Source organism: Leptospira paudalimensis, from assembly GCF_026151345.1.
GTDB classification, from domain to species: domain Bacteria; phylum Spirochaetota; class Leptospiria; order Leptospirales; family Leptospiraceae; genus Leptospira_A; species Leptospira_A paudalimensis.
The window spans coordinates 308,167-333,089 of the sequence record NZ_JAMQPR010000001.1; the positions used below are offsets into that span (position 1 = coordinate 308,167).

The window sequence follows — 24,923 nt, forward strand, 5'->3', positions numbered from 1 at the left end:
ACTCATTTTACTTTTTTGACTTCGTTGGTGTTTGTGAGTTTGCAAATTTTACCAAATCACCTTTGATATTGAATCGATAACGGGTGATTGGTCCAAAAATTGACTTATCATTCCAATACCGAATATTCACAAGTGCGTCGCCTGATTCTTCTTCCATAACTTTCTCGTATAAATCGGCGACTGGAGGTTGTGTAATGGGGACACCGAAAAATATGATATCGAACGCATACCAAGTAAAGGTTTTATCTACAGTTTTAATTGTTTCGTAAGGAGTATTCGGAATCGGCTTGTTACTTGTGGCGATTCCCACCGATGATGAGGCACAATTGGAAAGAAAGGTTAAAAATACAAAAGAGAGGACCAATAAAATAATTTTTTTCACAAGATAACTCCGTCCATGTTCATTTCGCATTTAGGTTGTTAGAGTCAATGGAATAATTCGTAGTTTCTTTATTCCCTACTTGATTGGGAATGAACGCTACTTATACGGGAGTGAATTAAAAAATTAGAGTTTTAGGGCTTCTTTGAGCGATTGGGCATAAGAACGTCCAACTGGCAAAGTAGTTTCATCCTCATTTTTGAGTTGGATTGTATAGGAACCACCCTTGTCATAACGTAAACTTGCCACATAACTTAAGTTTACTAAAAAACCTTTATGGATTCTAATAAATTGAGAATTTGGTAATTTTTCTTCGATTTCTTTCAGCAATTTGGGAGTTTCGTAATCTTTTTGTGTTGTGTGAATCACACAACTTTTGTTATTTGCTGATATAAACTGAATGTCTGGGAATGGTAATAAAAATACTGCTGAATCCGATTGTATTTTTAAATGGATTTGGTTTTTGTTTTCATCTGGAATCATTTGTTTTGATTCCTGTAAAAAACGAAGTGCCTTTTCTACCGACTTTCTGAATCTTTCGAATGAAAAAGGTTTTAATAAATAATCTGTAGCGTCTAAATCAAATGCTTCGACTGCATGTTCACTATAAGCAGTAGTGATCACAAAAAAAGTACCTTGAGAACGATTGGATCTAAGGATATCCATGCCGTTGATCACGGGAAGATTGATATCCATAAATACAATATCAAATTTTTTCTCAGTTAAAAGTGAGTTTGCTTTGTCTCCACTTTCGGCAATTCCAGCTAACTTTAGTTCGGGACAATTCATCACATAATCCATCATTAACATCCTAGCTGGATATTCATCTTCAATGATTAGTACTGAATAAGGTGCCGATTCCATATAAATAATTAGATTATATCAACAAAGAAAAAGGTGACATCGTCTTTTAATTCTGCATCAGAATATTTGGTGATTTGGACAACTATTTCTTGCGATAAAGATTTGATGTCTTTGTTTTTACCTTTCTCTAATAAATCAAGAATTTTGCCTTCACCAAATAATTTATTTTCAGCTCTAGCTTCTGTGACTCCGTCTGTAAAAAAGAAATACCGATCACCTTTTTGAATTTGGTGTTTCCATTCACTGAATGTGAAACTTTCTTTCCATCCGATGATGGGACCTTTGATCTTCATAAATTCAAAGGAATTGCGAATTTTGTTGTATAAAATTGGATTTGGATGCCCAGCTGTAGAAAAAATAATTGTGTTTTCCTTTGTATCTACTAATGCACAACAGGCGGTAATGAAATAACGACTAACAAGAGAAGTGAGCGCTTGGTTCATATGTTCTAAAATGAGTTTTGGAGAATGAATGGATTTGGTGGATTCACGAAATTGTACTTTTACCATTGATGATACGAAAGCTGCTGGGACACCGTGCCCTGCAACATCTGCAATCAGTAAAATTAATCTATTTTCATCCAACTCAACCCAATCATATAAGTCTCCTCCAACTTGCCTCATTGGCAAATAAGTTGTATGGATCCGAATCCCTTTTGTATTCGGATGATTTTTGGGTAACAAATAGCTTTGGAGTTGTGATGCAAAAAATAAGTCTTGTTCAAGGTCTTGGTTTTTTTCGCGGAGTTCGATCGTTCTTTCGCGGACTCGTTGTTCCAAGTCTTTTGTGAGAATCGAAAGTTCAGATTCATTTTTGGCATTTCGGTAGGAAATTGCGACACCAGAAAGGATCATTAAAACTAAAAAACCATATTGAGTTAAATAAATATTTTTACCAGATGTAACATCGATGATGATATCAAATGTTGCTCCAATACAAATACAAACAAAACCTACTGATAAAAAGTAAGCTTCCGTTTTTTTTGCTCGTGCTGCTCGAATCACTGCTCTTAATACAAAAAAGACTACTAGTAAAAGTGTAAATTCCCAAATCCTCAGTAATAAAATTCTAGTGGGCAATTCTATCTCCCAAGTTTGGAAAAATGCGATTGAGATGAGAAAAATTACTAATAAACGTTCTTTTAAATAGAGTTTGTTTTGAAAAAGTGAATAACTGAATAAAAAAATGGAGACTGGCAATAATGTTTGAGAGGTAAAAAACAATTTTAACCAAAAGATAAAACTAAAATCTGTATATGTGTAACTTATATTGAGTAATGGAAGTCTCCACATAACAAAGAATAATGTTGATAATAATAAGTAAAAATTTGTTTTTGCCTGGCGTTTTAATAGAATTGAAAAAATTTGATAAGCACCAATGCCAAAAAATAACATGATAAAACAAAAATCCCTTCCATCTTCCAAAAGAATCAGTTCATGTAATTTGTCATAATTTCCCATGACAGGGATTCTTCTGAAAATTCCTCCTTGGAATGTTTGGTTTCGAAAATGGATTTCGATTTTTAATTGGTTTGGAGTGTTTTCTTTGAGAACTTCATTGGGTATGTAATAAAGTCGTTTGTAATACCAATTGGGAAGATAAGTTCCATCGGGTAAAATTTTTCCTGTTTGGCCCAGTGTGATTCCATTCACAACGAGTGTATCTACTTCTTGCACACGGTCTAAGTAAATACCTAGTGGTTTTTTGTTTGGTTTGAATATAAAAGTGGTTTCATAATAACCATGGACAGGAGGAAGAAATCCTTGTGAGGAGAGACCTTTTCCTACTTTGATGGGACGCGTGATTTCACTTGTGGTAAATGTCCAATTTTCAGAGAGAGATACAATCGTATCAGCACTGATAGTGACTGGCTCTGCTACGAGGGAAAGTACCGTAGAGAAAAAAATTGGGAAAAAAAATGAGAGGATTCTCATCGCTATCCGCTAAAGATAGTGTAGTTTGAAGGGAATGCAAGTTCAATTTTGGATTAAGCCATGAAAGGATCGATTTTTTAAGGAAATTTTATGACAATTACTCAACTTCGATATATAGTAGCTTTAGATCAGTTTAAGAGTTTTGCAAAAGCCGCCGAACATTGTTTAGTTGCTCAGCCTACTTTAAGTTTACAGATTCAAAAAGTAGAACAAGAACTTGGTTTTGATTTATTTGATCGAAAAAAAAATCCTATCATCACAACAAAATTAGGTAAAGAAGTTGTCGAACAAGCAAAATCAACTTTGAAGGAAGCTGACAAATTATTTGAAATTGCTGGTCAATGGAAAGATGAACCCGCAGGGAATATATCACTCGGTATCATACCAACAGTGAGTAATTATTTAATCCCTTCAATTTATAAAAAGTTACAATCAGAATTTCCGAAAGTTAATTTTCGAATTTCTGAATTACCAACACTTACCATCATTGACAAATTGGAATCGGAAGAGATTGATTTAGGAATCCTTGCAACTCCACTCAAAATTTCCAATATCGTTGAACACCAACTTTATTATGAGCCCTTTGTTGTATATTACCCAAAGGATGCAAAAGAGAAATCAACTTCGGTTTCCATGAAACATATTGAAAAGTATCCATTACTAGTTTTAGGAGAGGAACATTGTTTTCGCCACCAATCATTGAAGATATGTAATCGGAATGCGTTAGCAAAAATCGAAAGTGGAAGTGTTGAGACCTTAAAGCGCATGGTGGATATGGGGATTGGAGTTACCTTATTACCAAAATTAGCAGTTGATAAAGTTTCGGAACGAATTGTTCCCTTCCAATCACCAGAACCAGCAAGAGAAATCAGTTTGGTATATAAAAAAGGATTTTATAAAACAAAAATCTTAAATAAACTTACAAATTTAATTCTGAGTGTGATCCCAAAAGAGTACCATAAAAAAGAGAAATTTAAAGTCATTGGTGTGTCCATTGGACATGACTAGATCCTATCGACGAGTCTCATAGTTTTTATAAATTGGATCATTTACAACATTTATTTTACAAATGATATAAAATGGACTATATTCTTTTTAACAAGAAAAGGAGGATATTCAATGTCCAATATCAACACACAAATTCCAGACTTCACAACAGAAGCTTTCCATAACGGTGCCTTTAAAAAAATCAGCAAAAAAGACGTACTTGGAAAGTGGTCTGTTTTCGTTTTTTATCCTGCAGACTTTACCTTCGTTTGCCCCACTGAACTTGGTGATGTAGCAGATCATTACGAAGAACTTCAAAAAATGGGTGTAGAAGTGTATTCTGTTTCTACAGATACTCACTTTGTTCACAAAGCATGGCATGAAGCAAGTGACACAATCAAAAAAATCAAATTCCCAATGTTAGGTGATGCGTCAGGAAAAATCACAAGAGGATTCGGAGTTATGATTGAAGATGATGGTCAAGCACTCAGAGGAACATTTGTAGTGAACCCAGAAGGAGTCATCAAAACTGCTGAGATCCACGATCTAGGAATCGGAAGATCAGCAGAAGAGTTGGTTCGAAAAGTGCAAGCTGCTCAATATGTTGCAAACAACGACGGCGAAGTTTGTCCTGCAAAGTGGAAACCAGGTAATACAACATTGAAACCAGGTCTTGACTTGGTAGGAAAAATCTAAATAAAATTAGGCGGGTGTTACCCGCCTAAACTAGGAGGAAGTTATGTTAGATGAATCAACAAAACAACAAGTGAAACAATATTTTGAAAGAATTAAAAATCCGATAACAATTCAATTGTATTCTGGTGAACATGAAAAAAGAGAAGAACTTGTTAGTTTTCTAAATGATATTTTGTCGTTGAGTCCACTCATAAGTCTTGAAAACTCAAATGATTTGTCTGATGGACTTCGATTTTCCATTTTGTCTAACGGTAACCCAACCGGAATCCATTTTTCTGGAATCCCAATGGGACACGAATTCACATCTTTTATATTGGCGATCCTACAATCAGGTGGAAATCCAATCAAATTAGAAGAAGGAATTTTGTCCGCCGTATCGAAGTTAAATGGTGAATTTAAATTTGAAACTTTTATATCTCTTGATTGCCATAATTGCCCAGAGGTCGTACAAACCTTAAATAGTTTTGCATTGGTGAACTCTAATATTTCTCACAATATGATTGATGGTGCGATGTATCCAGACTTGGTAAAAGAAAGGAATATCCAGGGAGTTCCTGCTGTTTACTTAAATGGTGAACGATTCCTTAGTGGAAAAGCAGAAGCATCTGTCATTTTCGATAAACTTTTGGAACTATATTCCATTCCTACTACAAATGAATCGAAAGAGGAAATGGAAAGTCCAAAACAAGTCTATGATGTGACTGTGGTTGGCGGTGGACCATCGGGAGTGACTGCTGCAGTTTATGCAGCAAGAAAAGGATTGAATACTCTTGTCATTGCAGATCGATTGGGTGGCCAAGTAAAGGATACCTTGGGAATCGAAAATATCATATCTATTCCTTATACAACAGGTCCAGAACTAACTCATGTGTTAGCTGATCAACTTGATAAAAATCAGATTAAGAAAAAAGAAAATGTTCGAGTGCAAAAAATTGAGCCAGGGCAAATCAAAATCATTCATCTAAATACTGGTGAAAAAATCCATACTAAAACTGTTATCCTTTCCACTGGTGCTAAGTGGAGAGAACTGAATGTGCCTGGTGAAAAGGAGTTTGTTGGCAAAGGAGTTGCATATTGTCCACATTGTGATGGTCCATTCTTTAAAGATAAGGATGTAGCCGTTGTGGGGGGTGGTAACTCGGGAGTAGAAGCAGCGCTCGATTTAAGTGGGATAGTAAAATCAGTCACCTTGGTTGAGTTTGGTGATAAATTAAACGCAGACAAAGTATTATTAGATAAAGTGGCTAGTTCACCTAATATAAAAACTTTAATCAAAGCGCAGACAACAGAAATTCAAGCTGGCGAAGATAAAGTAACAGGATTAACCTACAAAGATCGATCGACAGAACAGATATCTACAATTCCTCTAGATGGTGTGTTTGTCCAAATTGGACTTGTACCAAACAGTGGTTTTGTGAAAGATGTAGTTGCAACCAATCGGTTTGGGGAAATTTTGGTCGATGAAAAATGTAAAACCAATGTGGATGGAATATTTGCTTGTGGAGATGTTACTAATACTCCTTACAAACAAATTATCATTGCAATGGGAGAAGGCGCAAAGGCAGCGATTAGTGCATTTGAGTATCTTTTACACGCGGCCTGAAGTTAACCACTTTTCAACAGTTTCATAAAGATAGGCGGCGGAGATTGGTTTGGTTAAAAAATCATCCATTCCGGAATCCATCGCCGAGTCTTTTACAGAATAAAATGCTCCAGCTGTTAATGCAACAATTGGGGTTTTTTTACTTTGATCCTTTTCGAATTTTCTAATTTCAATTGTGGCAGTGTACCCGTCCATAATTGGCATTTGTAAATCCATTATGATAAGATCGGGTTTTTGGTCATGAAATTTTTCAAGTGCATCTACACCATCAACTGCATAACGCAAACTAATGTTAGGGTATTTCTTTTGTAATAATTTTGATAATAGTTTTCTGTTCAATTCATTGTCTTCTACAATTAGAATATCATTTTGAAATTCGGTTTTTTGGATTTTGGTTATTTCATCGTTTGTTATAGGATTTTCTTGGAATATAGTTTTAGCAGTCTCTCCAATAGATTTTGACTCTAATTTTAATACGAAACTAAACTCACTACCTACATTTAATTCGCTTTTAAGATTCAGTCTAGAATTCATTTTTAACAATAGTTCATTCGTAATTGATAATCCAAGTCCAGTTCCACCATACTTTCGTGTAATAGATGTATCTGCCTGCGAAAATGTATCAAAGAGATTTGATTTAGAATCCAAGTCGATACCAATTCCAGTATCTGTGACATCAAACTCAATGGTAACAACATCCCCAATTTTCTCTTTTTGGATGATTGATATTTTCACAGAACCTTCATGTGTAAACTTTATAGCATTGCCAATTAAGTTGGATAGGATTTGACGTATGCGTAAAGGGTCTAACGAAATGTAGGTTGGTAAATTTTCGTCGATATTTAACTTTAATGCGATACCTTTAGTAGCTGCCGAAACTTGAAATAAATCTACTGTTGATTGCGCTAAGTCCCGAATATTTGTACTGATTGATTCAAATTCAATTTTGCCGGAGTCAATTTTAGAAAAATCAAGAATTTGATTTACTAACTCTAATAAACTTTTTCCTGATAAAAAAATATTTTTTAGATATTCTTTTTGTTCGTCTTGTAATGGAGAATGGAGTAAAAGTTCAGTAAAGCCAATGATTCCATTTAGTGGAGTTCTAATTTCATGACTCATGTTTGCCAAAAAATTACCTTTCGCTAAATTCGCAGCCTCAGCTAATTCCTTTGCATGACGTAATGTATACTCTATTTTTTTTGTTTCTGTAAGATCTGTATTAGAACCTAACATTCGTATCTTGTTTCCAGACGCATCTCTTTGGATATAACATCTAGATAATACGTGAACATAATTCCCTTTGCGTTTTTTCATCTGAAAGGTAAATTCAAATGTTTCTCTTTGTGAGGATAATATATTCTCTAAAAATTCACTTACCCAACCTACATCGTCAGGATGGATTAAACTTTGCCAATATCCTATTGGAACATTTTCGGGTTTTTCATTATTGCCAAATTCCAACCACCATCTTCTGGAATAAATAACTGTATTATTGATTAGATCCCAGTCAAACCATCCATCGGAGCTAGCTTCTAAGATAAGTGAATATCTTTCATTGTACTCTTTAAGCGCATCTTCAGCTAGTTTTTGTTCGGTGATATCTTTACTGGCACCTACAATATATCTAAATTTACCATCAACTTCAACCGGTGTAAGTTCTGTGATCCAAATTTTTGTTCCCGCAGGCATCGCAAAACTTTCTTCATAAGAGATTGTTTTTTTTGCTTGGATTGCTCTTTTGAAATTATTGATGACTACGTTTCCAACTTCTTCCCCTAGAAGTTCACTAGGAGTTTTACCTTGGATCATCGTTTGTGTGATCCCGGTTGATTTTTCATAAGCTAAATTGATACGGCGAATTATAAATTGATCAGAATCCATTACCTCAATCAGAAACATGGAATCTTGACTGCCATTAAAAATAATGTTATTTTCGAATAATATGTGTTTTGCGTCTACTGATTCGTCTTCAAATAGTTTTTGTAAGGGAAGTAAATCAGAAATATCTGAAACAATTCCATCGATTCGATACGAATCATTTAATGGATTATGAATTAATCTTCCTCTGCATTCAATGTATTTGATTCGATTATCCTTGGTTAAAATTCTAATTCGAAGACGAAATTTCTTATTTTTGCGTATCGATTTTAGCGCGTGTTTGATTAAGTTTCTATCATTCTTATAAATAAAATTTTGCCACGATTGTTTGTTTTTTAAAAAATACTCACTATCATAACCTGTGAGTATCTTGATGGAAGGACTTGTATAAAGAATTTCTAATTTTGGATATCCTATCGAAAACACAATATCCTCAAAATCTGACAAAATTTGGATTTCGAGGGAAGGGTGAGTTGCCATACTTTCCATAGGACGAAAAAAAATTTGGGAAAGATAGTGTTTTTGCAATCTCTAAGATTGTTTTTGGATGAGAAAAGGTAAAGCGAGTGAAGGGGCAAATTTTGGATAACTCATACCTAATAAATTACCATCACTTAAAACTCGAAATTCATCCACAACAAATGGCCAAGGGAATGGGGCTTCATTTGTATAACGCAAAAATAAAGAATTTTGGCCATCAATCGGTGATTTTTCCAATGTTACTTCCATTGTGTATTTTTCTTGGAATGTTGTATCACCAGATTTTAAGAACAAGTTTGTTGCAGTATTATTCCCACGAAACGACTTGCCCCACCAATTTCGAAAATGCAAATATTGTAGTCCAGTTTTGGAAGTCCATTGAAACCATTTTGGACCTAACCATTGGATTTGAAAGTTTCCAGTTGGTATGGTAGATGGCGCATTTAAAGATAAATATTGTTTTTTGTAAGCAAACAGTGACATCAACAGTAATCCAATGAAACAATCTCGAAAGCATAGCGAATTTCAGGATAGTAGAAAAAAAAATTGGAAAGATATAGTCTTTCATTCAGGAAAGACTTGGCAATTCTAACCAACAATCGTAGAACAGAGAACATTCGGTTTTTGGAGATTGTATGCGTAAGTTGATACTTTGGGTTTCGATGTTGTTTTTCCTGGTTTCTTGCCAATCGATTGGTGGAGTTTTTAAATCGATCAAACGCACAATTTTCCCAAGTAGTTGCCGATTAGAAGTAAAATTAGATACAACCGATTTAAAGTATTTAGATAATTTATGGGATTATAAAATCTTCGTTTCGGAAGACACTGAATTTTCAGATCTAGTGGAAGCAGTTACCATTACACCAAAACCATCCATTGAATCAAATTTTGGATCTTCTTTTATTAGCCGTGAATTCTCATTAGATCATTGGAATTTCGATGAAAATGTCGAATACCAAATCACAATTTCTAAATTTTATGCAACTAACGATTGTTTTCTAGAAAATCCAATTAGTTTTACGTTGCCGAAGATGATTCGTAGACCTTACTTTTCCTTATTCAATGAAAATATATTTGAATCGAATTTAAACAAGGTGTTACCAATTGCAATTGCAAATGTTCCTGAATTCGAAGTTAGATCAGCAACTATTACCATTCCAATTTTAGTCAATGCGATTGCAAGTTTAGGAAGTGGTTATTATAGTTATGATAAAGAATTGAATTGGAAAACTTCAAAATGGAAGTCTGGCGAAAAAGTTAATTCACACAGAAACCAAGGGATGGACATCGATTCCTATTTTGGTTCCAAACCGAATAGCAAAGGTTGGCTTGCTTTAGAATTAGGCGCTACTGTAGTTGATGAAAGTAATGATGAACGTTTCAAGACAGAAAGTATCTTTTTACAATCTACAAATTTGGGTATTACCACGAAGGAAGATCCTAATAAATTGCATGTTTGGATCCACACATTATCCAATGCAGTTCCTGTAGCAAATACAAATATCAGTTTATATGTCAAAGGGAGTTTAAAAGGAAATTGTAAAACAGACCAAGATGGTTATTGTAATGTTCCCGCCATTGCAAACAATAAACTAATGGAATATTCTGTATTGATTGCAGAAGAACCAACGGGAGACAAAGCATTTCTACATTTTAACCAAACACATATTGATGGTTACTCCGAATACCATTCGGATGATCACATCAAAGGAAAAATATACTTTGACCGAAAGTTATACCGTCCTGGTGATCGAGTGGAAATCAAAGGTTATCTTACAGAGCGGAAAAATGGAACATTGGTACCATTTTCTTCCAAATCAGTACATGTAAAAATTAGAGATTCAAGGGGTAAAGAAGTATCAAATCAGAATACAACAACTACTTCACAAGGCGGTGTTGTTTCCAGTTATGTTGTTTCAGATGATGCAGGTTTAGGGCATTATTCGGTATCTATCTCTATCCAAGGTGATAATAATTCAGTCACTTATGATACCTTCCAAGTAGAAGAGTTTCGACCTGTGAATTTTATGGTAAATGTTTCACTAGCGAAACTTGCCAAAAAAAATGAGAATATTAAAGGAACAGTGGAAGGTAAATACATGTTTGGTGCTCCGATGGCAGGTGCCAAAGTAAGTTATTCAGTTTTGAAACGAAATCGTTATGTTTCCTTTGAGCAATTTCCAAGTTTTGATTTCTCTGAGACATGGTATGACTATGAAGATGAATATAATGATGGAAGTTCAGATTACGTAACTGGTTCAGAAGGTGTATTAGATAACCAAGGAAATTATAAACTTGATATTCCAATCAAATCTTTGACTCGTAAATTTGTTACCGATGGAGAAGAAATCGAAATAGCAGATCCCTTTCACTTAGTTGTAGAATCATCAGTTTTTGATGTTGATGGAAAAACTGTTACCAAATCTGCGAATATTCCATACCAACCATCCGAAACCTATGTTGGTTTAAAATGTAATGATCGTTACCAGTCCTTAGATAAACCTTTTCAATTTACAGCAATTACCGTAGATGAAAAAGGTAAAGCCGTATCTGGTGAAGATCTAAAAGCTTACATCATCTATAATGATTGGACTTCTGTTTTATCACAAGGAATTGGAAAGTATTTCTTTAGAAGTAACCAACTAACAAAAAAAGTTGTAGAAGTGAAAAAATTCACTTCAAAATCAGAAGGAGTCAGCTTTGATTACCGTACAAAAGATCCTGGTAGTTATACAATATTAGTATTGAATAAGGACAAAGTTTTTTCGAGAGTCGACTTTTATGCCTATCAAAAAGAATCCTATTACACTTGGGACTTCCGAGGAGACGATTCGATCGAATTACGTTCTGATAAAAATGAATATAAAATAGGAGATAAGGCAAAAGTACTAATCAAGTCTCCACTTCAAAATGCTCGTGTGATTGTCACAGTAGAAAGAGATTCCATTTATTATAAAAAATCCTTTTTAATGAAGGGGAATAGTGCTCCGATCGAAATTCCAATAGAAGATATTTATCTTCCCAATGTTGAGGTAAATGTAGTATTACTCTCCGGAAGACTGAGTCCTCCAGAAGGATTATCTGGCGAAGATATAAAAGAATTCAACGAGCAAGACTTAGGTGCTCCAAAGGCAAAAACTGGCTCGATCACTTTAAAAGTAGATTTGGGAACCAAAATTGCACCTGTCACGGTTAGTACAGATAAACCAGAATACCAACCAAGAGAACAAGTCAAGTTGACAATCAAATCAACTCCAGGTGCAGAATTAACAATTTCAGTCGCTGATAGGGGAGTATTAGATTTGGTTGGATACAGTTTCCAATCCCCAATTCAAATTTTTTATCAATATTGGTACAATGTTATCAAAACATTTGAACTTCGTTCGATGATCATCAAACATTATTTATACGCAAATAAGGGAGACAGCCCTGGTGGGGATTATGGTGAAGATTCGGGAGGTGGTTTTTCTGCAGATTCTGAGTCTGGGGCAAGAAAAGATTTTCGACTTACGGCTTATTGGAATCCAGTTGTCATCGCAGATCAAAATGGGGAGGCGAATTTAAATTTTACGCTTCCTGATAATTTAACAACCTTTAGGGTGATGGTCGCATCTGCTTCCAATGGAAAGTATGGCGTTACCAATTCTGAATTTTTGGTAAAAAAGAATTTAGTATTACAAAAATCGGTAGCAAGGTTTATACGTGTTGGAGATAATTTAGAGTTAGGTGGAAGTATCACTAATAATACGAAAGTAAATGGTAAGTTTAAATATAAAATTGAATCAAAGTTTTTAAATGATGAAAAAAAGTGGATTCCAATCGAACTGAATGCCGGACAAACGAAAGAAGTTCTAAAAACATTTCAAATTTCCGAATCCCAATTCATCAAACTCAAACAAAACAAACCAAATGAAGACATTCAGCTGTCGTATCAAATTTCTGTAGAACCTGAGAACGAAGGGTCTTTTCTTTCGTTCAAAAAATCAGATTTATCCGATTCCTTGCTTGTCACTTTGCCGATCAAGGAGTTTGATCCAGTTACATCTGTTCAATTTTCTGGTTATACAGATTCCGAGTTTAAAACTTCGATTCCATTTCCTAAAAAAGATTCAATTTTATTGAATAAAGGTTCCTTAGATATTCGTATTTCTGGAACTGCTCTCACAGCACTTAAATCTGCTTTTGATTTTTATGAATCCAATCCTTATTTTTGTATGGAACAAAGGACATCTGCCTATTTACTTTCTTTAAGTTCTGGCGAACTATTACGAGATTTCCAATACAAAGCACCTTCAAAAGATGCGTATGACTTCAATCAAATTGAAAAATTGTTTTTGGATGAAATGTCAGAATTTCAAACTTATAACGGTGGTTTTAAATTGTGGAAAAGTTATGGTCGAAGTGGGTATCCTTACTTAACAGCATATGTGATTTCTGTTATGCAATTAGGAAAGGAAAAAGGCAAACGAACAAATTTGATTGCTTACCAATCAGGAATCAAGTTTTTAGAAAGTTATATTAAAAGTCCAACAGAGACTTCAATCGATTCTTACCAAACTTTAAGTTTAATCTATTCTGTTTTTGTAAAAGAGAAAAAAGATGTAAGTTCCTTAGAAAAAACGCTGATTGATCATTTTGAAGAATTAAATCCAAAATCACGAGGCATTTTCTTAACTGCCTATGCAGATTTTCATAAGATCGATTCATATCTTTCGGATCCTACATTCAAAAGACTTTATGAAGATTTTGTAAGTTATATAGAATATGATAAAGAATTGTTTATCGTAAAACCTATGAAGAAAAATCCTGACGAATATTTTTATTATTCGTATTACAATACTTCTTCTGTCCTCGGAAACTATTTACGATTACTTTTACGTGTTGATTCGAAAAACCCAAGAATGGTCCAACTCGTAAATGCAATCATGATGGATCGTAATAGAAGTTTTTGGACTGACAGTCATAGTGTTGGAACTATTGCCTTAGCCTTGTCTGAATATCGGAATCGATTTGAAGCAACGAAAAGTGAAACTGAGGGAGAAGTTGTTTTTGGAGAAAAAACAATTATCGACGAATCGTTTTCTCCAGCATCTGATTCTATTTTCAAAGAAGAAATTTCATTTGATCGTTTATTTGATGGAAATTCTGTTTCTACAAAACCAATTTCATTTAAACGAACAAGTTCGGAAGGGAGATTGTATTTTCAAACACGTTTGATGTATGTTCCTGTGAAAGAGACAACTCAGGAAAAATTTAATGGATTAGAGATCAAAAAAACAATGTATCGTATTGACGGAAGAGATTCTGATGGAAATCCAATTTTAAAAGAAGTTTCAAACTTACAAAGAGGATCCACATATTTAATCAAACTCAAAGTATTGAGTAAAAAAGACCAAGCATTTGTAATCGTTATCGATCCAATTCCGAGTCATACTGAGATTGTGAATACATCCTTTTTGACAGAGAAATCATCCGATGCAGAGGATGCGGAAGTTACAGAATCTAGTTATGGACAGTATACTGAGTATCGAGATGATCGAGTGATATTCTCTGATGATTTTTTACGCAAAGGAGAGACGGAATACAAATACATTCTGAGAACCGTTGCGAAAGGAAATTCTATACTGCCAGCATCAAAAACATTTTTGATGTATCATCCACAGTTTTACGGTAATACTAGTTCACTTCGGGTAAAAGTGGAGTGATTTGGAATTTTATACTTAGAATCAAAACCTTATTCTTCCTGATACCTATCATTGGAGGAATTTGGTTTGTTTTAAGACCAATCCAAATTGATGATTTTAAAAAAGAAGTAACAACACGTATTTTATCCAAAGATGGTAAATTGATTGGTAGAACTCAAAATCATACATTGTCCAAACAAGATTGGGTTCCAATAACCGAGTATCCAAAATTTGTTTCAGAAATTGTTTGCATTGCAGAAGATAAACGATTTTTTTCACATCATGGGATTGATCCTTTTGCTATAATCAATTCGTTATATTCATTTTTCATTACAAAACAAAATCGCGGTGGTGGTTCCACCATCACGATGCAGCTGGTTCGAATTTATCATCCAAATATTCGATCGTATCCTATTATCATTCGTAAATCATTTGAAGTTTTGGAAGCCCTTCGTTTTGAATTGTGGTTAACAAAACAACAAATTTTAGAAGCTTATTTAAATTCTGTATCAATTCATTCTAATTCTGTTGGATTTCCTTCTGCTTCCCTTACTCTTTTTGAAAAAAATGTACGATTTTTATCCTTAGATGAAACAGTTTATCTAACAATTTTAATTCGAAAAAATGTTTCGAACGAAGATGAGATCAAATTTCGATACAACCAATTACGAGTCAAAATTCCATTCTCAATACCAATCCTAAATGATCCAAATGAACTAGTTCAAACCAAACTGCAAAAGAAAATGCAAAATTATGATGATTCATTCACTGGTGAAAATCAACATTTTCTCAATTGGATCAGAAGTTTACATTTGGATCCAAAGGAAGAAATGGTATCAACTATTTCATCTGAATTAAATGCTGAAATCCATTCAATTGTAAATTCAGAAATAAATGTATTAAAAAAATGGAATGTAAATAATGCATCGGCAATCATTTTAGAGAAAGAATCAAATCAAAATTCTGCCTTATCACTTGTAGCAATGATTGGATCTAAAAATTTTTTTGAAGATGGAAATGGAATGGTAAATGGGACAATTGCATTTCGTGATGCTGGAAGTACATTAAAACCATTGTTATATGCATTAGCAATTGATCAAAATATATATTCTATCAATTCAATTCTAGTGGATGAAAAATATTCATACTCATTGGGAACAGGAGAAAACTACCTTCCGAGAAATGCGGACCTCCGTTATTGGGGAAATTTAACATTAGCAGAAGCTTTGGCAAATTCTCGTAACATACCGGCCGTTACTACCATCCAATTGGTTGGTGTTCCTAATTTTTATCGATTTTTAAAGTTAGCGGGATTTGAAAACTTAAAACAATCTCCTAGTTTTTATGGGCCTGGACTCGCTTTAGGAACGGGAGGTGCTAGTCTATTGCAACTTTCGCGAGTCTACGGTGCTTTTATGTTAGGTGGAATTCTTCCAAAAATTAAAATTGGGAGTATCAATGGAAAATCAATATTTTACGGTGAATCACATCCTTTGGTATCTGAAGAAACAGCCGAAGAGATTAAATTTATACTCAATGATTCAAAACTAAGACAAAAGGCATTCGGGAAAAGAAGTTATTTAAATTACCCATTTCCGGTCTCAGTCAAAACGGGAACCTCCAAAGATTATAGAAATTCTTGGACTATTGCATTTAATGATCGGTATGTGGTAGGTGCTTGGGTTGGAAATTTTTCTGGCGAAAAAACAATGGATGTTTCAGGTTCCTTTGGTGCTGGAAGAATTGTACAAAATATTTTTCGATTGCTTATGAAGGAAAAGGACAAAAAGCAATATGCACCTAAACTAACAGAAGTTCGATCTATTTGTAAAATTTCAGGTAAACTGGCAAATTCCAATTGTCCATCAGTTGTTTTGAATGTTAGGAAAAAAATAACAAACCTTCATCCATGTGAAGAGTTACACAATAATAAAGATTCTTCCATAGTTGGCGTAGGATTTGTGTATCCGGGACAAAGCCAAGTTTTTTTATACCATCCTGGATTTGAACGAGAAAAACAAAATATTCCAATTCGGATCCGTGAATACCAGACCTTAAAAGATCCCAAACTAATTTGGAACCAAACGATACAAGTGAAGTTATCAGGAACAGGGGAAGGAAATGTTAGCATTCAAAGAGGAAAACATAGTTTAGAATTATTTGATGGACCAGAAATAAAGGCAAATGTTCAATTTGAAGTTAAATAATTTGAAACATATTTTAAAATCACAAAAATACCAATGGATTCTTTTTTATTTGATACTGTTTAGTTTCCATATTCCAGGTGAGTTAATTTGGTCTGGATGGACTTATTACCATGGAGTTTTCCTCCATATTTTGTTTTTAATTGGTGTCATTCTAATTGTTTTGAAACTACTTCAATTCAATTTCTTTGTAAAAAAGTTCACACTTTTAGTATTTATGGTGCCATTATTACTTGTGTTAAACTACCAATGGGTATACCAAACACAATTTAACTTTTCGTTATTTGGATATGCGGTTCAAAATTTTGGATTCCTCTGGAAGGAATTTTTTCCATTTTTGCATGAATGGTCAATGGTACATTATTTTCCTTTTTTAATCCTCATCTTATTTTTTGATCCTTTTTTGGTGTTCACGCGGTATCGTGTGAATCCAACTTTTTTGTTACTTGTTGTGTATTTATTACTATTGTTCCATTCAAAATTGTATGTTCAAACTTTGCCCACCATTCATCAAAAACAGAATCTAAAACAAAAGGTGAATCAATTTATAAATCATATTCCAAATGATACTCATATTGTAATGATTGTACTTGAAGGTGTATCCAGAAAACACTTGATAGGCGTCAGTTCAAAATTTATTAATTTTTCGTCTTTAGAAAATTCTCATTTTTTGATTCCAATGCCACATACTTCTAAAAGTTTATTCACATGGATGACAGGAGAGTCACAGATACATAGTTCGCGTATTCAATCTACAAAACAGATTGAAGGAGACAGTTTACCTTCTCTTTTAAAACAGAAATACTTATATGAAACAAAGATGATTTATACTCAATCAATTTATTTCGAAGGTATGAATTTATTCTTTCCTAATGTATTCCAACAAGTACAAGACAAAACAGTTTTAGAAAAAAAATTCGGTAATCCAAATAGTAATTTCAGCTGGGGAATGGATGATCGAGTTGTGCTTTCCGAATTCAAACATTTGAATTTTGGTTCTCATCCTTTTTTTATTATGGTAGGCCTTAGCCAAACTCATAGTCCTTATTTCACTTATTCGAATCAGGATGTATCATTACCAAAAGTTTTACGCCATACCAAAGCATTACAGGAAAATATAAATTTAATAGATGAATTGATTTCCTATATTAAATCGAATTCTAAAAGAGAAACATTCCTTATCATTACAGCAGACCATGGTGAAAGTTTTGGAGAAGGAGGTGCTCATGCACATAACTACTCTTTGTATAACCAAGAGATTGATGTACCGTTTTTGATGTATGCAATTCAATCTAATGAATTGTACATTCCAAAATTTGGTTCATCAATCCATTTTAAAGAAACTATATTGGATCTTTTGCAACAAGAGACGAATCGTACGGAAAATTCTCAGAATTTTTTTAGTTCCAATTACAAACTAGATTTAGTTTTAAAAACTTGGAATTCTGAAATCCAAAGAGGGTTAGTATATGATCAAAAGAAATACATATTTCACAATGATAAAGATATTTTATACGAAATGGACTTAGATGAGAAAAATCAGAAGATGATTTTGGATCCAAAATTAAAAGATAAATTGATAAAAAAAATGTATGAGTTTATCCAGAACTAAACTAAATACCAGAATGTCCTTTTAATAAAGTTAAGATGGACATTTCTAAAAATTTTTTATAATCCAACATAAATACTTCCAATTCAGTGTCCTTTACCGCTTCCTTCACTTGGTTGGAAGGAAAACCATGCGACCAAGATCCAACTGCTAATGCATGGCATTGCATCAAAAATAAGAATCCTGATTGTTCGGTAAAAAAAGGAAAGTAATGGATGAGTAGAGGTAATACGGAACTGATTTGTGATTTTAAATTGGATTTAAATTCGCGAATGGTTTGTATACTTGCGTTTTTTTCTAAAATTGTAGGTACAATCGGAAGTAATTTTAAAAATCGTGTATGTCGATCCATAGAATTCACAAACCAATTCGAAAAAATACTCACATCCATTTTGGGAGCCTTACTTAAAAACTCATGTAAATCCATAAACCAAGATTCGTAATCAGCACTATGGATCCTAAGGCATAAATCTTCTTTCGTTGGAAAATATAAATACAAAGTACCTTTTGCAATTTTTGCACGTTTTGCAACTTCATCCATAGAAAGTTCAGACCAATCTTTTTTTTGGAGTAGGGATGCAGCAGCTTGTATGATCGAAGTACGTTTCGAAAGTTTATCTTTCTCTAAAACAGCTCTCTTTTTAGGTGAACGTTCTATGACTTGCACTCGACTCATACTTCCAAAATACGAATCTTATAGAATTTATGCTATAAAAAAATGGAAATTGACTTAAGGTCAATTTCAGATGACTTCTAGTCACGAAATTGAAATCACTCGCAAAATTCTAAAATCTTAGTTTGCAATTTTTATGAATTAAGTTCAATTGAATCATTGTGTGCGGGCGTTTTGGATATACCATAATCAAATTGAAAGATGGAACCGAAAAATGGATTCGATTGATCCAAGGTACCCAAGTTTTCGACATTCAAAAGGTAGAAGACACATTCCGAAGGTCACCAAATTTTGAATACTACCCAAGTTCGCTTGCACCGGTAATCCATTCACTTTCAAATCAAGGTGAAAATACATTAGAGTTAATGCAATGGGGAGTACAACCAAATTGGTCACCAAAACCAATTTTTAATACAAGAGAAGAAAGGTTGTTCGCAACTTCCTTTTGGTCTAGTGCTGCCAAACACAATCGGTGTATCATCCCTGCTTCTTTTTTTAATGAATGGAAATCCGAAAAAGGTACAAAGATAAAATATAAAATTTATCCAAAATCTGGAGAAAGTTTTTGTTTTGCAGGAATTTGGGGTGAGATACCCAATACTTCTCATCGAAAATTTTGGTTTAGTATTTTGACCCAAGAAGGAAATTCACTGATGAAAGAAGTTCATAACTCTGGCGGGAACCAAGGTCGTCAGCCAGTTCACCTAACTGAGGATTGTTGGGAAAGATGGTTAGATCCTCGAATCAAAGAAGAAAACCAAATCAGATACTTAATCCAAGCTTATCCTTCAGAATTTATCTTTGCGGAGCCAGAAATCAATGAACCGATGTTATTTTAATTGCCTGATTCAAAATCTGAATTCATTTTGATCTATTAGTAAATCCATGAAAAAGTTCCCTGCTCTATTTTTTTCTTTTTTCTTTATCTTATTCATTATTTTCGAACAACCACTTCTTTCAGAAGCTAAAGCCTGTAACAGTTATTCTGAATCCGAAAAAATCGAAATCTTATTAAAAAAAATTGGGAATTTCAATGGAAACTTCATTCGAAATGGTGATTCACATAGTGCAAAAGATGCAGAGAACCATTTGCGTTACAAATTAAACGAAGCCAAAAATTCATTTTTTGCTCCTGATCCCAAAGATTGGACAGCAAAACTCTTTATTGATAAAGTAGCATCAAAGTCATTTTTATCTGGTACACCTTATAAAATCCGTTATCCTAATGGAAAAGAAATTGCAAGTGCGACTTGGTTGTATGAAGAGCTGAAAAAAATCGAGAATTGCCTTTAACGATTCAAGTGTTTCTATTTGAAGAGGAAGGATTCGAATCGAATTGATTCAATTGGACATGAGCCGATTCCCAATTTAGAATTTTAATAGAATTTGGAAAAAAATTTACAAACAAGAGTTGTAAAAATAATAAAATTGAGATAGTGTGATCCTCCATGTCCAGACATTGGGAGAGAATCATGTTTCCATACTTTGTTACGAGTGTTATTTGTTTCTTTTTTGTTGGTAGTTTGTTTGCACAAATAATTGAATCTGAGTTTTTATACAGTACTAATTTTGATGTTCGACCAACTTTTGTAGAATCAAGTAATCCATATTTTGTCAATGGTGGTAAGTGGATTTATCTTGGTAAAACTGCTGATTTTGATGAACCTGGAATCTATTTTTACGATACAACTTCTAAACAAAAAATTTATAAATCCATTCCATTAGAAGCATATTATCTGGCTCATACAACAGATTTTATTGGCCAAATCGAGAACAAAGGCAAACGTCTCCCTCTAACCATCTACGAATTTTTATATTATGAAGAAGGAAATCATCGTGCAGGATTTATCCTTGAAAACAAAGCAAAATCATCAAAAACAAAAAAATACTTCTATGTAGGTTGGGATTTAATTGCAAATAACATCGATGTGGTGGAACCTATCTTTGAGATCCCAGAGGAGGATCCAAAATCATTTGCACAAAGTTCTTATATCGGTTATTCTGAAAAGGACCAAGCAGCTTATTTTACATTCGCTGTGGATGCAGATCTAAAAGATGATGTATCAGAAGATGTATCTGCCTTCATTTATAAAATTCAAAATCAAAACTTAACAAAAGTAAGGGAATACAAATCCAAATTTTACCCATATACACCTGAATTCCATCCAGAATCTAATCAGATTGTTATTGCAGCTTATGCAGAAGCGTTTCAAAATCGAAATCCAATTGGTTATTTATTACAATTAGATACCAATTCATTCCAATCGTTTTCAATCCCTTCCACTCCTTATGGAATTTGTTTTTCAAAGGATGGAAAAACTTTGTATATGGCTGCTTCCGATACTGGTGAAGTGAGAATTTATAATACAGATAACTTAAACGATGTCAAAAAAACAAAGTGGGGAACTCACGGCCATCGATTAGGATTTTGGAAAGAAGGGGAATTGGTTTGGGTTCGTAATTCGGGACTTCATATATATGATCCCAAAACATTAAAACAAAAGAAAGTAATCCCAACGAAAAAATTTTATAAAAACTATGTGAATGTAAGTGGATCCGTATTTCTACCGTTTCAAAAATTATTACTTAGGAATATTTTGGAAGACCCAAAAGGGGGAGCCTCAAGCCGAATTTTAATCGCTGAATGATAGGAATTGATAATCCTCTTACCCACATCCTAAAAGATTTTATAGTTTGTGGGTAAGGGGGAAATGATTTAGATTTGTTTTTTATTTCCAAGCACTCGCATGGTCTTCTGCATATTTTTGAAATGAAATTGGATCGTTTCCAGTGATTTTTTTGACAGTATCAAGTATAGGAGCTGAGAATCCTTCTTTTAACGCACCTGCAATCATCACTAAAAAAGCCGCATAATCTTTTGATAGTCCAGCAGATACCAAAGAATTTTCAAAAACCTTTGGATCAACATCAATGTATTCAATGTTTTTTCCACTAACAGACGATAAATATTTTGCGACTTGAAAATGATCAATGGATTCTTTCCCAGTAAGAGTGAATGCCTGTTTTTGAAAATCATTAGTAGTTAAAAGTATAGAAGCAACCGACGCAATGTCTCTCGCATCTATAAAACTAACATTTGCGTTTCCTCCAGGAAAATAAATCTTTTGATCCTGTTTGATGCCTGCAATCCAAAACGTATGAAAGTTTTGCATAAACCAATTTGGTCTTATGATGTTCCAAGAAAGGCCAGATCCTTCTAATAGAATTTCTGTTTTTCGGAAAGGAGCTTCTGGTGGTGCATGGTCTACTCCCATCGCTGTCATGAGTACAATTTTTTTCAATCCAACTTGTTTTGCTTTTTCAATCCAAGGAGAAAGGATTTCATATTGGTTTGTTTCACCAGGAGGGCTTAAAAAGAATGCAGCATCCACTGATTCTAAAATCTCTATCCCCTTTTTTGGGTCCTTTGAATCTGCTACCACCCAGTTCAAGTTCGTTTCTTTTGTTTGTGTTTCTGGTTTTCTAGAACCTGCAAAAACTTCGTGTCCTTTTTTTTGTAATTCTTTGACGAGATACCCACCAACAAGACCTGATCCACCATATACAAATACTTTCATCGTTTGTTACCTTATTCCCTCAGATTCAATTTTCCTTTTACTTCCTTGAATCTTGTAAATTTAGTGTATCACAAAAACCTAGACTTTCTATGTCGAAAAATATTAAAAATATATCCAAAAGTATAAATTGATAGACAAATGGTAGAGAATTGCTAAATTTTAACTATGGATTTACTCTCAGACATTCTCTTTTCTGCAGGTTGGAAAAATGACCTTTTGTCCAAAGGCCAAATCTTCGATAGTTTTGGATTTCACTTCCCTTGCGAAAAAAGTGGCGGTTTCCATGTGGTAACACAAGGCAGTTGTTATGCGAGAATAGGAAATAAATTAATCCCACTCAAAAAAGGTGATTTATTATTCATCACAAGAGGGATACACCACGAGTTATTATCTGATCCAAAAGCAAAAGTTGTTACCATTGAACGATTTTTGAATGAGAAAAATAACCAAAGGAAAGACCAAAACCCAGTCACTACCTTTGTATCCGTTCGGTATGAAGTTCCTAATGGACCTGTCCACCCACTTCTCATGGAGTTACCAGATTTTATCTATATTCCATATGAAAGTATCCAAAAACACCACTCGCTTGAAGATTTTATTCAAATCCTTTCGAAAGAACTAGAGTTAAATCTTGGAACTGACTTAATTGTGCAAAGATTAACAGACATTATGCTGTATTATATGATTCGTATTTGGTTACAACAAGAGGAAAACTCACCTTCTGGTTGGATCAAAGCCTTCCACGATAAAACAGTTTTGTATGCATTAGAAAAACTTCACAATGCATATGCAAAGGAATGGACAATCGAATCACTCGCAAAAGAGACTGGGGTATCTCGCGCAAATCTAGCTAACAAATTCCGGGATGTGTTGGGAATCCCACCTATGGAGTATTTGGCAAAACTGCGTATGGAAAAAGCAAAAGTTTTATTTCAAAAAGGGAATATGGGTTTAGAGGAAATTGCACAAAATGTAGGTTATGCGTCAGCTTTCTCTTTTTCCAAAGCTTATAAAAGAATTTATGGAAATTCACCTAGTAGAGAATGGAAACGAGTTGTCTAACAAAGTTCGAATACTATCTAGTTGGTTTTTTTTAGGTAAAAAAGTCGGTTGGTTTCTGTAAATTTCAGCTGCCTTTCGGATTTTGGTAGTTTCTGGTAATAGTGGTTTCATCTGTTTCCATCTACCATCGAGTTTCATTTGTTCCGATAGTTTTAAATAAGATCGAATCCTTCCAACTTTAGTTGCATAACGAATTCTATTTTTACATTGGCATGGATTTGTACTCTTAATTAAACTACATTCTTTTCCCAAAAATTGTTCTAATTGGTTTCTTGCTCTAGATAATAATTGTCGATAGGATTCAGGTTTGATTCCCATTACGAGTCCACCTTCTTCACTCGAAATAGAAAATACATCTCCTAATAAATAAGCCATTCTATACTTACGAGTTAAACTTTGTAACATCGCATATGTACAAGCTACTTGCACATGTAAAACCATATTCGAAACATTGGAATTTGTATCTTCTTCAAAATTGGATCCAGTTTGTTCCAATAATTGAGAAGGTGTATTGTATTGAGATCTGTGCAATTCATCACGGATGTTTCTAAGATGAATGTGTTTTGTTTCTAGATTTGACTTTTTAATATTGATGAGGTGGTTACTGGCTATCTTATAAATCCAAGTGGATAGTTTGCTCTCTCTTCGAAATCCACCCAGATTTGTAATCACTTTGACTAAAATTTCTTGAGTGGCATCTTCTGCATCTTCAGGGTTCCATAAAAATTTTAGAGCTAAGGAAAAAACTTTTGGTTGGAAGAATTGTACCAACTCTTCCAACGCCTTAGTTTTACCTTGTAAACAACTCTCTAAAAGAGAGATATGTGGATCTTCGATCATCGTTTATGATTGGCCAACCAATGTACAACTAATGCTAAAAATGCGGGTAATCCTTGCGAAAACAAAATCGAAAATTTTGCAGTGGCTGAGCCATAAATCCCCGCGACCACAACACAAACGAGAAAAAACAGAATCGTTTGGAATTTTTGGTTTTGTTCTTTGATGAAAAACAGTGCCCAAAATAATCCTGCAGCCAAAAACCCATTGTACAAACCTTGGTTTTTCGCAAGTTTTGCAGTGATTTCTGCTGTTTCAGGTGTGAGTTGGAATACTTTCATTCCAAATTCTGTTTTCCATAAGAACATTTCCAACACCAATATAAATACATGTTCTACCGCTACAAAACCAGTGAGTATGAGAGAAGTGAGTTTCATTGAATCCTCCTAATGATTCCTTTCTATCTTGTGACAACAGGATTTGTCGGTTGTGACAAAGTTTGGAAAAAAAAT

At 33.9% G+C, this 24,923-nt stretch carries 19 protein-coding genes; 10 read left to right on the forward strand and 9 right to left on the reverse strand.

The genetic code is table 11. From position 1 onward, the window contains the following. Positions 1 to 7 precede the first annotated feature (7 nt). From ND855_RS01540 to ND855_RS01550, 3 genes are all read right to left on the reverse strand, one after another. Complete coding sequence (locus ND855_RS01540; protein ID WP_265356880.1) at positions 8 to 382, reverse strand: LIC20211 family lipoprotein; 375 nt, start codon at positions 380 to 382, stop codon at positions 8 to 10. Between the two features lie 123 nt (positions 383 to 505). Further along, positions 506 to 1,243, reverse strand: a complete 738-nt coding sequence (locus ND855_RS01545) for a LytR/AlgR family response regulator transcription factor (protein ID WP_135595239.1) — start codon at positions 1,241 to 1,243, stop codon at positions 506 to 508. A gap of 8 nt (positions 1,244 to 1,251) precedes the next feature. Then, on the reverse strand, positions 1,252 to 3,177 hold the full coding sequence (locus ND855_RS01550) for a PP2C family protein-serine/threonine phosphatase (RefSeq protein WP_265356881.1): 1,926 nt from the start codon (positions 3,175 to 3,177) through the stop codon (positions 1,252 to 1,254). Positions 3,178 to 3,267: 90 nt separating this feature from the next. Between ND855_RS01550 and ND855_RS01555 the strand changes: the two genes are divergently transcribed. The 3 genes from ND855_RS01555 to ahpF all read left to right on the forward strand — a co-directional run bounded on the left by ND855_RS01555 (position 3,268) and on the right by ahpF (position 6,463). Beyond that, positions 3,268 to 4,185, forward strand: coding sequence for a hydrogen peroxide-inducible genes activator (locus tag ND855_RS01555; protein WP_265355826.1), 918 nt, complete (start codon positions 3,268 to 3,270; stop codon positions 4,183 to 4,185). Between the two features lie 111 nt (positions 4,186 to 4,296). Then, positions 4,297 to 4,860, forward strand: a complete 564-nt coding sequence (gene ahpC, locus ND855_RS01560) for an alkyl hydroperoxide reductase subunit C (RefSeq protein WP_012389934.1) — start codon at positions 4,297 to 4,299, stop codon at positions 4,858 to 4,860. Positions 4,861 to 4,903: 43 nt separating this feature from the next. After that, on the forward strand, positions 4,904 to 6,463 hold the full coding sequence (ahpF, locus tag ND855_RS01565) for an alkyl hydroperoxide reductase subunit F (RefSeq protein WP_265356882.1): 1,560 nt from the start codon (positions 4,904 to 4,906) through the stop codon (positions 6,461 to 6,463). Here the strand turns inward: ahpF and ND855_RS01570 are convergent. Beyond that, positions 6,449 to 8,824: a PAS domain-containing hybrid sensor histidine kinase/response regulator gene (locus ND855_RS01570; RefSeq protein WP_265355828.1), complete on the reverse strand. Its 2,376-nt coding sequence runs from the start codon at positions 8,822 to 8,824 to the stop codon at positions 6,449 to 6,451. The genes ahpF and ND855_RS01570 overlap by 15 nt on opposite strands. Before the next feature lie 51 nt (positions 8,825 to 8,875). Next, the gene (locus ND855_RS01575) at positions 8,876 to 9,307 is read right to left on the reverse strand and encodes a hypothetical protein (RefSeq protein ID WP_265359323.1); all 432 of its coding nucleotides are present in this window, start codon (positions 9,305 to 9,307) and stop codon (positions 8,876 to 8,878) included. 152 nt (positions 9,308 to 9,459) lie between these two features. Between ND855_RS01575 and ND855_RS01580 the strand changes: the two genes are divergently transcribed. Genes ND855_RS01580 through ND855_RS01590 form a run of 3 tightly spaced genes read left to right on the forward strand, consistent with a single transcriptional unit; the run spans position 9,460 to position 18,324 of the window. Then, entirely contained in the window at positions 9,460 to 14,529 is a 5,070-nt protein-coding gene (locus ND855_RS01580) for an alpha-2-macroglobulin family protein (protein WP_265356883.1), read from the forward strand. Next, positions 14,526 to 16,715, forward strand: a complete 2,190-nt coding sequence (locus ND855_RS01585; RefSeq protein ID WP_265356884.1) for a transglycosylase domain-containing protein — start codon at positions 14,526 to 14,528, stop codon at positions 16,713 to 16,715. The genes ND855_RS01580 and ND855_RS01585 overlap by 4 nt, the downstream gene beginning before the upstream one ends. Then, a complete protein-coding gene (locus ND855_RS01590) occupies positions 16,693 to 18,324 on the forward strand; it encodes a sulfatase-like hydrolase/transferase (RefSeq protein ID WP_265356885.1) in 1,632 nt (543 codons plus the stop codon). Before ND855_RS01585 ends, ND855_RS01590 begins: the two co-directional genes overlap by 23 nt. Before the next feature lies 1 nt (position 18,325). Here the strand turns inward: ND855_RS01590 and ND855_RS01595 are convergent, their stop codons facing one another. Then, positions 18,326 to 18,997: a TetR family transcriptional regulator gene (locus tag ND855_RS01595; RefSeq protein ID WP_265356886.1), complete on the reverse strand. Its 672-nt coding sequence runs from the start codon at positions 18,995 to 18,997 to the stop codon at positions 18,326 to 18,328. 158 nt (positions 18,998 to 19,155) lie between these two features. Between ND855_RS01595 and ND855_RS01600 the strand changes: the two genes are divergently transcribed. The 3 genes from ND855_RS01600 (at position 19,156) to ND855_RS01610 (ending at position 21,642) form a co-directional block, all read left to right on the forward strand. Beyond that, positions 19,156 to 19,833, forward strand: coding sequence for an SOS response-associated peptidase (locus ND855_RS01600; protein ID WP_265356887.1), 678 nt, complete (start codon positions 19,156 to 19,158; stop codon positions 19,831 to 19,833). Positions 19,834 to 19,879: 46 nt separating this feature from the next. Then, positions 19,880 to 20,287 (forward strand): DUF5329 family protein, encoded by a 408-nt coding sequence (locus ND855_RS01605; protein ID WP_265356888.1) that lies wholly within the window; start codon positions 19,880 to 19,882, stop codon positions 20,285 to 20,287. Between the two features lie 179 nt (positions 20,288 to 20,466). Then, positions 20,467 to 21,642, forward strand: a complete 1,176-nt coding sequence (locus tag ND855_RS01610) for a YncE family protein (protein WP_265356889.1) — start codon at positions 20,467 to 20,469, stop codon at positions 21,640 to 21,642. A gap of 81 nt (positions 21,643 to 21,723) precedes the next feature. Here ND855_RS01610 and ND855_RS01615 read toward each other — a convergent pair whose 3' ends face one another. Beyond that, positions 21,724 to 22,572 (reverse strand): NAD(P)H-binding protein, encoded by an 849-nt coding sequence (locus ND855_RS01615; protein WP_265356890.1) that lies wholly within the window; start codon positions 22,570 to 22,572, stop codon positions 21,724 to 21,726. A gap of 165 nt (positions 22,573 to 22,737) precedes the next feature. Here ND855_RS01615 and ND855_RS01620 point away from each other — a divergent pair, with 165 nt between their 5' ends. Then, positions 22,738 to 23,634 (forward strand): AraC family transcriptional regulator, encoded by an 897-nt coding sequence (locus tag ND855_RS01620; RefSeq protein WP_265356891.1) that lies wholly within the window; start codon positions 22,738 to 22,740, stop codon positions 23,632 to 23,634. On the opposite strand, the gene ND855_RS01625 is transcribed toward ND855_RS01620, so the two are convergent. Together ND855_RS01625 and ND855_RS01630 are read right to left on the reverse strand one after the other, a co-directional pair. Next, the gene (locus tag ND855_RS01625; RefSeq protein ID WP_265356892.1) at positions 23,602 to 24,474 is read right to left on the reverse strand and encodes an RNA polymerase sigma factor; all 873 of its coding nucleotides are present in this window, start codon (positions 24,472 to 24,474) and stop codon (positions 23,602 to 23,604) included. The two genes, ND855_RS01620 and ND855_RS01625, sit on opposite strands and share 33 nt — an antisense overlap. Then, positions 24,471 to 24,848: a DUF1304 domain-containing protein gene (locus tag ND855_RS01630; RefSeq protein ID WP_265356893.1), complete on the reverse strand. Its 378-nt coding sequence runs from the start codon at positions 24,846 to 24,848 to the stop codon at positions 24,471 to 24,473. The genes ND855_RS01625 and ND855_RS01630 overlap by 4 nt, the downstream gene beginning before the upstream one ends. Positions 24,849 to 24,923 lie beyond the last annotated feature (75 nt).

Bases quoted from the DNA above. Each gene is read 5' to 3' on its own strand.
- ND855_RS01605 (WP_265356888.1), top strand. From the start codon at position 19,880: ATGAAAAAGTTCCCTGCTCTATTTTTTTCTTTTTTCTTTATCTTATTC.
- ND855_RS01555 (WP_265355826.1), top strand. From the start codon at position 3,268: ATGACAATTACTCAACTTCGATATATAGTAGCTTTAGATCAGTTTAAG.
- ND855_RS01575 (WP_265359323.1), bottom strand. From the start codon at position 9,307: ATGTCACTGTTTGCTTACAAAAAACAATATTTATCTTTAAATGCGCCA.
- ND855_RS01610 (WP_265356889.1), top strand. From the start codon at position 20,467: ATGTTTCCATACTTTGTTACGAGTGTTATTTGTTTCTTTTTTGTTGGT.
- ND855_RS01550 (WP_265356881.1), bottom strand. From the start codon at position 3,177: ATGAGAATCCTCTCATTTTTTTTCCCAATTTTTTTCTCTACGGTACTT.
- ND855_RS01620 (WP_265356891.1), top strand. From the start codon at position 22,738: ATGGATTTACTCTCAGACATTCTCTTTTCTGCAGGTTGGAAAAATGAC.
- ND855_RS01625 (WP_265356892.1), bottom strand. From the start codon at position 24,474: ATGATCGAAGATCCACATATCTCTCTTTTAGAGAGTTGTTTACAAGGT.
- ND855_RS01580 (WP_265356883.1), top strand. From the start codon at position 9,460: ATGCGTAAGTTGATACTTTGGGTTTCGATGTTGTTTTTCCTGGTTTCT.
- ND855_RS01595 (WP_265356886.1), bottom strand. From the start codon at position 18,997: ATGAGTCGAGTGCAAGTCATAGAACGTTCACCTAAAAAGAGAGCTGTT.
- ND855_RS01590 (WP_265356885.1), top strand. From the start codon at position 16,693: ATGTTCAATTTGAAGTTAAATAATTTGAAACATATTTTAAAATCACAA.
- ND855_RS01570 (WP_265355828.1), bottom strand. From the start codon at position 8,824: ATGGCAACTCACCCTTCCCTCGAAATCCAAATTTTGTCAGATTTTGAG.
- ahpC (WP_012389934.1), top strand. From the start codon at position 4,297: ATGTCCAATATCAACACACAAATTCCAGACTTCACAACAGAAGCTTTC.
- ahpF (WP_265356882.1), top strand. From the start codon at position 4,904: ATGTTAGATGAATCAACAAAACAACAAGTGAAACAATATTTTGAAAGA.
- ND855_RS01615 (WP_265356890.1), bottom strand. From the start codon at position 22,572: ATGAAAGTATTTGTATATGGTGGATCAGGTCTTGTTGGTGGGTATCTC.
- ND855_RS01545 (WP_135595239.1), bottom strand. From the start codon at position 1,243: ATGGAATCGGCACCTTATTCAGTACTAATCATTGAAGATGAATATCCA.
- ND855_RS01630 (WP_265356893.1), bottom strand. From the start codon at position 24,848: ATGAAACTCACTTCTCTCATACTCACTGGTTTTGTAGCGGTAGAACAT.